An 11,906-nucleotide genomic window follows, 5' to 3' on the forward strand; every position below is an offset into this window, starting at 1 on the left:
TTCTTCAAACAAACTTATTATATCATGTTTTGCTGGAGAAAAAAGGATTGGACGGTGATTTCCAAAACTTTCTTCCTTCTAGCAATCTACAGTGGGTAGACCTTGCGAAATTCTTCTAAAACAACCTTGCTTTCAGGTGTAAAAGTCAGTCCTGCTTCTCTCAGCCACTCGGCGAAACAATCCTCATGAACCTGACGCCAATAGGCTAGGGATTTGTCACCTTCTCCTTCCTTAAAGGCATGTTGAGCAGAAACTTGATTGAAGGGCTGGACAGAAACCTTTGTAATTTCGACAATACAGACAGCCTGATTTTGACTATCTAAAATGACATCAAAGGTCCCTTCTTGAGGAAGAGACTCGTCTTCTAGTGCATAGAGATCGTAGGCTGATGCTGTTGCAGTCTTTTCGCCTCTTAAAACCAAATCTGCTAAAAGGTCTGGTTCCACTCCAAAAGACCAAGCATCGATTTCATCTCCTATAGAGGGGTTAATTTTCTTGTATGCATTCCACATTTCCTGCGGTGTCATGGGCGCTCCTTTGTAATTTTTTACTTACTTCTTTTATACGTTTAAGATGGTCTGGATGATCAATCTCTAAATTAAAAATCTCTGGAATAGAACTGTAGTGGATAATGCATTTGATACCCATCTGATTCATTTTTTGTATGAAAGAATCATTCAGATAGCCCGCTACAGCAAAGTCAATCTTTTTCATCCTTGCCTTATACTGCATCTGTCTCAGTATATCTAACATAATTGGACTTTCCATATCATGCCATTGACTATTTCTCACAGTTGCAAAAACAAAAGAAGTCAAATCATTCATTCCAACTATAATCTTTGAAATACTAGTTTCCAGTATCCTGTCCAAGTCAAAATATGCTGACGGTAATTCAATCATCGTGGCAATTTTCCCAGTAAAACCATGCTGAAGCAATACTGTGATAGCTTGCTTTAACTGCTCAGCATCATTGACAAAAGGAAAGATAATAGATAGATTGGGATTATTTTGATAAACTTCTGTAAGGACATGTGCTTCAGCCTGAAATTCATCCGGAGACGCCAGCAAACGCCTAGTTCCTCTATATCCAAATAAGGGATGATTTTCATTAAAATACTCTTTAGTCCCCTTTAGACAATTAGCTTCTGTATTCGTTAACTCAGAAAAACGATACCATACCTCTTCATCTGAGTACAAGAAGCAAATAGTGTTTAGATAATCTTTTACAAATTCCTGACAACTTGGTAACAGGATGTTTTGGTTGATCTCTCTCGACAAATACTCCCCACGAATCATTCCAATGTGGTGAAATAGTTGTGGGTAAACTTTTTCAAGAATTTTTTCTCCACTAAGGGCAAGTTGGTTTCTCATCATTCACCTTCCAATTCATGTAAGAAGTCTTGTCCAGTTCTGGAAATCCTAATAATTCAGACTTAACCTTCAAGACTAATGGCGATGCATTTTCTTCTGTGATCTCTTGAATATCCATCCAAATCCTCCTACTTCAAAGACCAGCCACCATCTATTGTCAGAATTTGTCCCTGCATGGCAGATGCCTTTCCACTGGCCAAAAAGAGACTGACTTCTGCCACTTCCTCTGGTTCAATCCAGCGTTTGATTGGGGTTTCACTAGCCACCCAGTCAGCCAATCCACCTGGTTCAAAGTCGGCAGCAGTCATACCCGTCTTGACTGCTCCTGGAGCAATTCCAAAGACCTGAATTCCAGCTTCAGCATAGTCTAGAGCCAACTGCTTGGTAAATCCAGCCAAAGCATGCTTAGATGAAGTATAGGCGTGACCACCACCTCCTGCTAGATTTGAAGCAATGGAACACATATTGATAATGGATCCTTTTTTATTCTCCAACATTTTGGTCAAATAATACCGAGTCAACTCTACTGGAGTAACGTAGTTGATTTCAAAAATCTCTTGAATTTCCTGCGCTGTCTGTTCCAAAAGTGGCTTATAAGCATCCAACACTCCCACAGTATTGCACAAAACATCCACCTGAGGACACCAGTCAAAAATAGGCTCCAAGTCCAAGGTCAAATCTCTCTGTAAAAAGTGAAAATCACCCTCTAAGAGTGGATTTTCACCTTGGTCAACTCCATAAACTTGAAAGTCATTCTCTAAAAAGAGGCGAGCTTGAGCTAGGCCAATCCCTGAACTTACTCCCGTAATCAATACACGTCTAGTCATGCACTTCTACCCAATCCGTCGCCAAAACATCACAAGGTGTCGGACTCCACATGGAAAAACCTTCTCCCTCCCCAGAAACGTTGATTAGGAAATAAGGTGTCACTTCAAGTGCAACCCCATTTTGCTCGATAGTGTCAAAAAGTTGGACATAGTTTTCAGCACCTCCCCAACCAGTTCGTACATATTTTTTCTTATCCTTTAACCCAGGTAGGATCTCTTCAAATGTCATGTTTTTCTCCTTTAATATCAATAATTCTCCCCTTCATTATAACAAAAAAACCGCTTTACAACGGTTTTTTGACTGTGATTTATTTACATCTGCTTCTACTTACGGCAAATTATTCCCTGCTGCAAGATAAATTTCATACCATTCTTTTCTTGTTAAGCTAAAGTTTGCCGCTTGGCTAACTTCTCTCAAGTGATTAGGATTTGTTGTACCTACGACTGCCTGCATTTTTGCTGGATAACGCAATATCCAAGAAATGGCAATAGTTGAAGAGGTTACTCCATATTTAGTAGCTAAACGATCAAGTACTTGATTTAAAGCTTGAAATTTCTCATTTCCAACAAAATTCCCTTTAAAATACCCAAATTGTAAGACAGACCATGCTTGAATGACCACATCGTGTAATTTGCAATATTCAAAAATGCTGCCATCTCGCATAGCTGCTTGACTATCTTCCATATTAACATGAAAACCTGATTCGAATCCTGGAGTAAAAGCCGCACTCAATTGTAGCTGATTAACAGCTAACGGCTGCTTGACATCTTTTTTAAGTAACTCCATCATCATAGGATTTTGATTAGAAACTCCAAAATTTCGAACCTTACCTTGTTTATAAAGGAGATCAAAGGCTTCTGCTACTTGGTCAGATTCCATCAAAGCATCTGGTCGATGAAGGAGCAAGCTATCTAGATGATCAATCTTCAATCTTTGCAGAATTCCGTCAACTGATTTTATAATATAGTCCTTAGAAAAATCAAAATAGGTAAATTCTTCAATGCGAATGCCACATTTTGACTGAATCCACATCTCTTCTCTTAAATCTGGACGATTTTTTAGGACAAGACCTAACAGTTCTTCACAACGACCACGACCATATATATCAGCCAAGTCGAAAGCATTGATTCCAACAGAAAGTGCTGTTTCTACAAGCTCTTCAACTTCTTTTACAGACTTATCTTCTATTCTCATCATTCCGAGAACAATTTCTGATAATTCTTTGTCATCTTGACCAATAGTTATGTATCTCATCAAATTTGTCTCCTTTAATTTCTAACATTCTTCCCTTCATTATAACAAAAAAACCGCTTTGCAACGGCTTTTTGACTATACTTCACTCCATGTTATCTTTTTAAACCCACGGAAAAAGACAAAGATACCAATAATGAGAACAGCTAAAGGAATAATCTTTGTAAGAAAAACATTTGAAATGCCCATCCACTCATAGTACCGGAGCAGAGAACCTACAATAAGGTGGGCAACAATCATACTGACAAAGGGACGAAAAATCGCTTCTTTCCAATTCCAAATACTGATGACTAGAGAAAGCGTAAAGACAAGGAAACTATCCCAGGGAGCAGGAAGATAAAAGGATCCTTCTTGTATGAAGCTTGCCATTCCTACATATCCTAGAACAACTAGAAGAACTATAATCCCAACGACAATATAAGTGCCAATTTTCATTTTAGGAGAATCTTGGACTAGCCTCCAACGTAAGATTGTGGCCACAAGTCCAAATCCGATCAGAAAAAGAAGAAGTTGTCCTAAAAACGTAAGCAAATTGACTGTTAAGAGAGAACCTTTAGAAAAATCACTTAGTAGTTGATAATAACGTAATACCGCTAGGACAAGAATTGGCGTCAAAAGGGACTCCTTGATAGAACTTCGAGGTGCTTCCCTGAGCATCTCTTTCATTAATTTTTTAGGATTCTTACCTAAATACTCCTCTGCACTCATGCCATCTCGTTCTGCTTCTGAGAAATCTAACATCATCAAATAAATCTGCTCTCTAAGATAGTCCTCATCATAGAGAAATCCAGCAAGATTAAAACTATCCCACAGCTCCTCAAAATACTGCTGATTGTCCTCAGAAAACTGATGCAACAAAGCGCTTGTTTCTTCATAATACTTCATTTTCGTCATGGTTTACCCTCCATTCTTAATTCCTTCTACTTTTTGACTCAAATCGTCCCATTGTTGCCAAAAGACCGAGACACGCTCTTCTCCTTCTTTAGTTAACGAAAAATACTTCCGATCTGGACCATCTGGCGACGGGCGCATGTCGCCTCTTATCCATTGATTTTTTTCTAACTTTTGCAACAAAGGATAAATAGTTCCTGGAACTATAGTGTCAAATCCAGCCTCTCGTAGAGTCTGAACCAACTCATAACCATACCGCTCTTTTTGACCAATCATATCCAAGACACAACCTTCAAGAACACCTTTTAATAGTTGAGTTTCTTTCATCCCTTCTCCCTTCTAATCTATTTGGTAATACCTACTAGTGACTTCATCTATAATATACCACTTTCACACTAGTTTGTAAAGCATAATAGTTAAATAAAAAACAGAACTAGCATGAACTAGTCCTGTATACTTTTACCCAATCACACTTCCATTCGGTACAGCTGGATCAACTGTGAGAAGGGTTAATTTCCCATCATGATCAGCTGAGAGAATCATCCCTTGGCTGACATATTTCTTCATCATTTTACGAGGTTTGAGGTTAGCAACGATTTGGACTTTCTTGCCGACCAATTCTTGTTCGTTTGGATAGAATTTTGCAATTCCTGAGAGGATTTGACGATCTTCACCATCACCAGCATCCAAGCGGAATTGAAGCAACTTATCTGAACCTTCTACTTTAGACACTTCTTTGACTTCTGCGACACGGATTTCGACCTTGTCAAAGTCTTCAAACTTGATTTCTTCCTTGTTTAGTTTGAGTTCAACTTCGTCTGGATTCCATTCTTTTTCGACGGCTGGTTTGTTACCTTCCATTTGTTCCTTGATATAGGCGATTTCTTCTTCCATATCCAGACGTGGGAAGATTGGTGTTCCCTTAGCAACTACAGTCACACCTGCAGGGAAATCAGCCAATTTCAAGTTCTCAAGGCTAGCAACTTCTGCTAAACCAAGTTGAGTCAAAACTGCACGACTGGTTTCCATCATAAATGGCTCAATCAAGTGAGCAACGACGCGAAGGCTGGCTGCCAAGTGGCTCATAACACTTGCCAATTGATCGCGTAGTGCTTCATCCTTTGCCAATACCCATGGAGCTGTCTCGTCTATGTATTTGTTAGTACGAGAGATAAGGGTCCAGACTGCTTCAAGTGCACGTGGGTAGTCAACTGCTTCCATGTAGGTGTGGTAGTCAGCGATTGATTGTTCTGCAACGTCAGCAAGAGCATGGTCAAACTCTGTTACACCTTCTACATAGGCAGGGACTTGCCCGTCAAAGTACTTATTAATCATAGAAACCGTACGGTTGAGGAGGTTTCCAAGGTCATTAGCCAATTCATAGTTAATACGGCCAACGTAGTCTTCAGGAGTAAAGGTTCCGTCTGAACCAACTGGAAGGCTACGCATGAGGTAGTAACGAAGTGGATCTAGACCATAACGTTCTACCAACATTTCAGGGTAAACGACATTCCCTTTAGATTTAGACATTTTGCCGTCTTTCATGACGAACCAACCGTGAGCGATCAAACGATCTGGCAATTTGATATCTAACATCATAAGAAGGATTGGCCAGTAGATTGAGTGGAATCGAAGGATGTCTTTTCCTACCATGTGGAAGACTGTGCCATTCCAGAACTTGTCAAAGTTACCATGTTCGTCTTGACCGTAGCCAAGAGCTGTCGCATAGTTAAGAAGGGCATCAATCCAAACGTAGACAACGTGTTTTGGATTTGATGGGACTGGAACACCCCATGTAAAGGTTGTACGAGAAACAGCCAAATCCTCTAAACCTGGCTCGATAAAGTTGCGCAGCATTTCATTAAGACGACCATCAGGGGTGATAAACTCAGGATGAGATTTAAAGAATTCTACCAAACGATCTTGGTATTTGCTGAGGCGAAGGAAATAAGACTCTTCTGAAACCCATTCAACCTCGTGACCTGATGGTGCGATACCGCCCGTTACATTTCCAGATTCGTCACGGAATACTTCCGCAAGCTGGCTTTCTGTAAAGAATTCCTCATCTGAGACTGAATACCAGCCAGAGTATTCACCCAAATAGATGTCATCTTGAGCAAGCAAGCGCTCAAAGACCTGTGCGACAACTTTTTCATGGTAGTCATCAGTTGTACGGATAAATTTATCGTATGAGATATCGAGTAATTGCCAGAGTTCTTTAACTCCAACTGCCATCCCATCAACATAAGCTTGAGGTGTGATGCCAGCTTCTTCTGCTTTCTGCTGGATTTTCTGACCGTGCTCATCAAGACCTGTAAGATAAAAAACATCGTAACCCATCAGGCGTTTGTAACGCGCTAAGACATCACAGGCGATGGTTGTGTAGGCAGATCCGATATGAAGTTTACCAGATGGATAGTAAATCGGCGTTGTAATATAAAAATTCTTTTCAGACATAATATTTCCTTTCCAGGCTAATGAAACCTGTTTTTCTAACACTTCATTATATCACATTTTTAAGAATTTTCGATAGGGAAATCTATATAAAAACAAGATAGACGAGTGTCCATCTTGTTTATTCTATTCATAACGAAGGGCTTCGATTGGATCAAGTTTCGATGCCTTGTTGGCTGGCAAGACTCCAAAAATCATACCAACACTAGCCGAAACTGCAAGACTAAATAGGGCAACTGGGATTGATACTCCCACTTCTATACCCGCTATCAATCCTTGCAAAAGTAGACCAGCTATAGCTGTTAAGCCTGTCGCAATGGTTAGACCAATAACTCCACCAAGCAAGGTCAAAATCATGGATTCAATCAAAAACTGGATTAAAATATTGGCACGTGTCGCACCCAAAGCCTTACGGAGACCAATCTCACGAGTACGCTCTGTCACAGAAACCAGCATGATGTTCATAACACCAGTCCCCCCAACAAAAAGGGAAATTCCTGCAATGGCACTAATAATCGTAGTTATAAAGCCGAACAATTGTTGTACTTCTTGGAAGGCTGCAGTCGCATCTGACACCTGATACTCCCCTTGCTGAAGACCAGCAATCTCGGTCAATTTTCTAGCTAATTCTGGTCCCACAGTTGGTGTCAAACTGGTATCATTAACCCGGAAGACAATATCAGAAATCTCATCCATATTGAAGTTGTTGGCAAGAGAAATATTAGTCGTAATTGGAAGTCCACCAATACCAAAAGTCTTGGCAGTCTTAGCCTCATCGCTGGTATAGACACCAATGACACGATAGCTAAAGCCACCAACATCTATAACCTGATTAACAGCTTCTTGAGCAGATCCAAACAGGCTATTAGCAAGTTCTTGGTCTAGTAAAATGACACTGGCCACATCTTTATAATCCTGAGCTATGAGACTTCTTCCTGCAACAATTTCATTTTCAACTGCCTTCATGTAGGTAATATTCCCACCTGTCAAGCTAGCGCGCTCCACTTTTTTATCTTTATAAGACAGGGTGGTATTTGTTGAGTTGGTTACATAGTAACTGTCCACCCCTTTGAGTTTAGCCGCCTCCCTGACCCAGGATTCTTGTGGTTTTGGTGGCTCAACAGGAACCTCCTCTTCTTTCCCAGAAACTGTCAATGCTGATTGCTTTTGGGTAAAAGAACCATCTTTGCTTTTGATAGGCGAGAAAAAGACATGGATATTCTTCTGTGACTTGGTCATATTTTTATTGACCTGACGAGACATAGAATCTCCCAGAGCCATAATCACAACAACCGATGACACACCAATGATAATCCCTATCATAGTAAGAAAAGAGCGCATCTTGTGGGCCATGATAGATGAAAAGGCAAATTTCAGATTCTGCATCTTAGTTTTCCTCCTTTTCTAACTGAGCACTATCAGATGAAATAACTCCATCTCGAATGACAATCTGGCGTTTAGCATAAGCAGCGATTTCAGGCTCATGCGTTACCATGATAATGGTTTTTCCTTCATTATTCAGTTCAACTAATAATTGCATGATTTGGTTACCTGTTTTGGTATCCAAGGCTCCTGTCGGTTCGTCCGCTAGGATAATAGAAGGATTGTTTACCAAGGCACGCGCGATAGCTACACGTTGCTTTTGACCACCAGATAATTCCGAAGGCAAATGATGACTACGTTCTGTCAATTCAACCTTGTCTAAATACTCCTCAGCTAACTTGCGACGTTTTGAAGCCGAAACTCCCGCGTAAATCAAGGGCAATTCTACGTTTTGCAGAGCGTTAAGTTTAGATAGAAGAAAAAACTGCTGAAAGACAAATCCGATTTGTTGGTTACGGACCTTGGCTAGTTGTTTTTCACCTAGTCCCGCCACTTCTTGGCCTTCAAGATAATACTCTCCACTGGTTGGTGTATCCAACATCCCAATCGTATTCATTAGAGTGGACTTACCAGACCCAGAGGGTCCCATGATGGCAACAAACTCACCCTCATTCACTTCTAGGTTGATATTTTTGAGAACCTGCAGTTCTTGGTCACCATTACGGTAACTTCTGCAGATATTTTTTAGACTAATTAGTTTCTTCATCAGCCTTCACCTCTTTTCCTTCCTCTAGAGAAGACGTTGGGTTACTGATGACCTTGACTCCATTTGTCAGACCTGAAGTGATTTCTTGGTTGTCTGCATCAGCATTGCCCAAACCAACTTCCACTTTCTTGGCCTTTTTCTGCTCGTCAAGCACCCAGACATAGTTCTTATCATTTTCAGTCACAATACTTGTTAGAGGAACCAAAATAGCTTTACTCTTATTCTTGACCTCAACACTTACTGAGAATCCTTGTTTCAAATCACCGATTTCACTTGTAACATCGATGGTATATGGATATTTAGAACCAGAATTACCACCTGCTGCGGCAGTAGCTGCACTTGCTGCTTCACCATTGTTTTTAGGGTAGTCAGAAATGTAGCTAATCTTACCAGTCCAGCTCTTATCTTGGTAAACTTTAGAAGTAAAGGTTACTTCTTGTCCTACAGAGAGGTTGGCAAGATTATATTCAGATAGTTCCCCCTTAACTTGCAAGTTTTCATTGCTAACGACATGAACTACCACCTGACTAGCTCCAGTTGGAGATTTAGAAACATTACGGTTGACTTCGACCACAGTTCCCTCTAAGGTACTGAGAACCGTCATTGCATCCAACTGACTTTGAGCCTTGCTTAATTGCGCTGCTGCATCTGCACGAGCATCACGAGCATCACCTAATTGTGCATCAATAGATGACACTGAATTTCCTGATACTGGAGCTGGAGTTTGGGCTGCTACACCTTCGCCTCCTGCTGGTGTTGGCAACTGTGGAGTCGGAGCTGAAGCGGCTTCATTTCGCGCTTGGTTGAGTTCGTTGATATGACGATCTGCCTTAGCAACTGCTCGACTAGCTGAATCATAGGCCGCCTGTGCTTCTGAACTACTGTACTTAACTAAAGCCTGTCCTTCACTAACCTTATCACCCACAGAAACAAGGATTTCATCTAAATCTCCCTTACTAGCATCAAAATAAACATATTGTTCATTTTTTGCCGTTACTGTCCCTGATAATAAAACAGAGGATGCGACGCTTCCTTCCTTGGCAACAACAAGATGAGTAGCCTCATCTTTTACAGCAGTCTGAGAAGGTTGTCTAAAGAGCAAAATGCCCCCAGCACCCAATACAACTACACTTGCAGCACCAATTGCTGCATACAATTGCCACTTTTTAGCTTTACCATTCTTTTTCATAATGAAACTCCTTTTTGATTTAAAGTTCTTAACAATATTATACAAAAATTATCAATTTGAAACAATAACATTTCAGAACGAAATAATGACATTTCAGGATTTAATTATTGTTCGGAATTTTTTGTTTAGCTATTGTACTAGATATATAATACACCTTATTTTTCTTTTTTGCAAGCCTTTTCTTTAATTTTTTTAAACGTAGCAGATTTTTGCAATCAGATAAAAAAAAAGATAGAATATGACTATCAAAAAATGACACTCTACTATTTAAAAGAGTATAAAGGAGTTTTCAATGAGAGAATACGATATCATTGCTATCGGTGGAGGTAGCGGAGGAATTGCTACCATGAACCGTGCTGGTGAACACGGAGCCAAAGCGGCTGTTATTGAGGAAAAGAAACTAGGTGGAACTTGCGTCAATGTCGGCTGCGTTCCTAAAAAAATTATGTGGTACGGGGCACAAATTGCTGAGACTTTCCATCAATTTGGAGAAGACTACGGCTTTAAGACTACTGATCTTAACTTTGACTTTGCAACCCTACGTCGCAATCGTGAAGCTTACATCGATCGCGCTCGTTCTTCTTATGATGGCAGTTTTAAACGCAACGGTGTAGACTTGATTGAAGGTCATGCTGAATTTGTAGATTCTCATACTGTCAGCGTAAATGGTGAACTGATTCGTGCTAAACATATCGTGATTGCTACTGGTGCCCATCCAAGTATTCCAAATATTCCTGGTGCTGAGCTAGGTGGCTCTTCTGATGATGTATTTGCCTGGGAAGAATTGCCAGAGTCAGTTGCTATTCTAGGCGCTGGTTATATTGCCGTTGAATTGGCTGGCGTACTCCACACTTTTGGTGTCAAGACAGACCTCTTTGTTCGTCGCGACCGTCCTTTACGTGGTTTTGATTCCTACATCGTTGAAGGTTTGGTCAAGGAAATGGAAAGAACTAACTTACCACTTCATACTCACAAAGTCCCTGCCAAGTTAGAAAAAACTGCTGAAGGCATTACCATTCATTTCGAAGATGGTACTAGTCACACAGCTAGCCAAGTTATCTGGGCAACAGGTCGCCGTCCAAACGTTAAGGGCTTGCAACTTGAAAAAGCTGGAGTAACTCTGAACGAACGTGGCTTTATCCAAGTAGATGAATACCAAAATACTGTTGTTGAGGGAATCTATGCTCTAGGTGATGTAACAGGAGAGAAAGAACTGACTCCAGTTGCAATCAAGGCTGGACGTACCCTATCTGAACGCCTCTTTAACGGCAAAACAACTGCTAAAATGGACTACTCAACTATTCCAACCGTTGTCTTTTCACACCCTGCTATCGGAACTGTTGGGCTAACAGAAGAGCAAGCTATTAAAGAATACGGCCAAGACAAAATCAAGGTTTACAAATCAAGCTTTACTTCTATGTACTCTGCTTGCACTTGCAACCGTCAAGAAACACGTTTCAAATTGATCACAGCTGGTTCAGAAGAAAAAGTTGTCGGACTTCATGGAATTGGCTACGGTGTTGATGAAATGATTCAAGGATTTGCTGTTGCTATCAAAATGGGAGCAACCAAAGCAGACTTTGATGCAACTGTGGCAATTCACCCAACTGCATCCGAAGAATTTGTAACCATGCGTTAATCGAAACAAAAGAAGCTGATACAAATGTGTCGGCTTCTTTTTTGATGATTTACGAATCGATGAAAACAGGCTCTTTGTCAACTGTAGTGGGTTGATGAAAAGCTAAGCTCGAGAAAGGACAAATTTCGTCCTTTCTTTTTTGATGTTCAGAGAGATAAAAATCCTTTTTTTGAAGTTTTCAAAGTTCCGAAATC

Annotated in this window: 13 protein-coding genes; 1 reads left to right on the plus strand and 12 read right to left on the minus strand. The window is 40.5% G+C overall.

Features of this window, described 5'->3' with window-relative positions:
- Positions 1 to 86 precede the first annotated feature (86 nt).
- From QM818_RS06665 to QM818_RS06720, 12 genes are all read right to left on the minus strand, one after another.
- Complete coding sequence (locus tag QM818_RS06665) at positions 87 to 527, minus strand: ASCH domain-containing protein (protein WP_261031585.1); 441 nt, start codon at positions 525 to 527, stop codon at positions 87 to 89.
- Entirely contained in the window at positions 487 to 1,371 is an 885-nt protein-coding gene (locus QM818_RS06670) for a putative PEP-binding protein (protein ID WP_261031588.1), read from the minus strand. Before QM818_RS06670 ends, QM818_RS06665 begins: the two co-directional genes overlap by 41 nt.
- Entirely contained in the window at positions 1,349 to 1,489 is a 141-nt protein-coding gene (locus QM818_RS06675) for a hypothetical protein (RefSeq protein WP_192855439.1), read from the minus strand. The genes QM818_RS06670 and QM818_RS06675 overlap by 23 nt, the downstream gene beginning before the upstream one ends.
- A 10-nt stretch (positions 1,490 to 1,499) precedes the next feature.
- The gene (locus QM818_RS06680; protein ID WP_261031593.1) at positions 1,500 to 2,198 is read right to left on the minus strand and encodes a 3-oxoacyl-ACP reductase; all 699 of its coding nucleotides are present in this window, start codon (positions 2,196 to 2,198) and stop codon (positions 1,500 to 1,502) included.
- Entirely contained in the window at positions 2,191 to 2,427 is a 237-nt protein-coding gene (locus tag QM818_RS06685; RefSeq protein ID WP_000141924.1) for a DUF2829 domain-containing protein, read from the minus strand. The genes QM818_RS06680 and QM818_RS06685 overlap by 8 nt, the downstream gene beginning before the upstream one ends.
- A 99-nt stretch (positions 2,428 to 2,526) precedes the next feature.
- Entirely contained in the window at positions 2,527 to 3,453 is a 927-nt protein-coding gene (locus QM818_RS06690) for an aldo/keto reductase (protein ID WP_261031597.1), read from the minus strand.
- A gap of 75 nt (positions 3,454 to 3,528) precedes the next feature.
- A complete protein-coding gene (locus tag QM818_RS06695; protein ID WP_261031598.1) occupies positions 3,529 to 4,344 on the minus strand; it encodes a hypothetical protein in 816 nt (271 codons plus the stop codon).
- 3 nt (positions 4,345 to 4,347) lie between these two features.
- Positions 4,348 to 4,668, minus strand: coding sequence for a PadR family transcriptional regulator (locus QM818_RS06700; RefSeq protein WP_000665422.1), 321 nt, complete (start codon positions 4,666 to 4,668; stop codon positions 4,348 to 4,350).
- A 132-nt stretch (positions 4,669 to 4,800) separates the two neighbouring features.
- Complete coding sequence (gene metG / locus QM818_RS06705) at positions 4,801 to 6,798, minus strand: methionine--tRNA ligase (protein WP_414300059.1); 1,998 nt, start codon at positions 6,796 to 6,798, stop codon at positions 4,801 to 4,803.
- A 123-nt stretch (positions 6,799 to 6,921) separates the two neighbouring features.
- Positions 6,922 to 8,181 carry an ABC transporter permease gene (locus QM818_RS06710; RefSeq protein WP_001180409.1) on the minus strand — a complete coding sequence of 420 codons (1,260 nt, stop codon included), beginning with the start codon at positions 8,179 to 8,181 and terminating at the stop codon, positions 6,922 to 6,924.
- Between the two features lies 1 nt (position 8,182).
- Entirely contained in the window at positions 8,183 to 8,884 is a 702-nt protein-coding gene (locus tag QM818_RS06715) for an ABC transporter ATP-binding protein (RefSeq protein WP_000733791.1), read from the minus strand.
- A complete protein-coding gene (locus QM818_RS06720; protein WP_265473118.1) occupies positions 8,868 to 10,076 on the minus strand; it encodes an efflux RND transporter periplasmic adaptor subunit in 1,209 nt (402 codons plus the stop codon). The genes QM818_RS06715 and QM818_RS06720 overlap by 17 nt, the downstream gene beginning before the upstream one ends.
- A 289-nt stretch (positions 10,077 to 10,365) precedes the next feature.
- Between QM818_RS06720 and gor the strand changes: the two genes are divergently transcribed.
- The gene (gene gor, locus QM818_RS06725) at positions 10,366 to 11,712 is read left to right on the plus strand and encodes a glutathione-disulfide reductase (RefSeq protein ID WP_261081236.1); all 1,347 of its coding nucleotides are present in this window, start codon (positions 10,366 to 10,368) and stop codon (positions 11,710 to 11,712) included.
- Positions 11,713 to 11,906 lie beyond the last annotated feature (194 nt).

Source organism: Streptococcus mitis (assembly GCF_047464035.1).
Taxonomy (GTDB): Bacteria; Bacillota; Bacilli; order Lactobacillales; family Streptococcaceae; genus Streptococcus; species Streptococcus mitis_DX.

Bases quoted from the DNA above. Each gene is read 5' to 3' on its own strand.
- QM818_RS06680 (WP_261031593.1), bottom strand. From the start codon at position 2,198: ATGACTAGACGTGTATTGATTACGGGAGTAAGTTCAGGGATTGGCCTA.
- QM818_RS06690 (WP_261031597.1), bottom strand. From the start codon at position 3,453: ATGAGATACATAACTATTGGTCAAGATGACAAAGAATTATCAGAAATT.
- QM818_RS06700 (WP_000665422.1), bottom strand. From the start codon at position 4,668: ATGAAAGAAACTCAACTATTAAAAGGTGTTCTTGAAGGTTGTGTCTTG.
- QM818_RS06695 (WP_261031598.1), bottom strand. From the start codon at position 4,344: ATGACGAAAATGAAGTATTATGAAGAAACAAGCGCTTTGTTGCATCAG.
- metG (WP_414300059.1), bottom strand. From the start codon at position 6,798: ATGTCTGAAAAGAATTTTTATATTACAACGCCGATTTACTATCCATCT.
- QM818_RS06710 (WP_001180409.1), bottom strand. From the start codon at position 8,181: ATGCAGAATCTGAAATTTGCCTTTTCATCTATCATGGCCCACAAGATG.
- QM818_RS06685 (WP_000141924.1), bottom strand. From the start codon at position 2,427: ATGACATTTGAAGAGATCCTACCTGGGTTAAAGGATAAGAAAAAATAT.
- QM818_RS06715 (WP_000733791.1), bottom strand. From the start codon at position 8,884: ATGAAGAAACTAATTAGTCTAAAAAATATCTGCAGAAGTTACCGTAAT.
- QM818_RS06665 (WP_261031585.1), bottom strand. From the start codon at position 527: ATGACACCGCAGGAAATGTGGAATGCATACAAGAAAATTAACCCCTCT.
- QM818_RS06675 (WP_192855439.1), bottom strand. From the start codon at position 1,489: ATGGATATTCAAGAGATCACAGAAGAAAATGCATCGCCATTAGTCTTG.
- gor (WP_261081236.1), top strand. From the start codon at position 10,366: ATGAGAGAATACGATATCATTGCTATCGGTGGAGGTAGCGGAGGAATT.
- QM818_RS06670 (WP_261031588.1), bottom strand. From the start codon at position 1,371: ATGAGAAACCAACTTGCCCTTAGTGGAGAAAAAATTCTTGAAAAAGTT.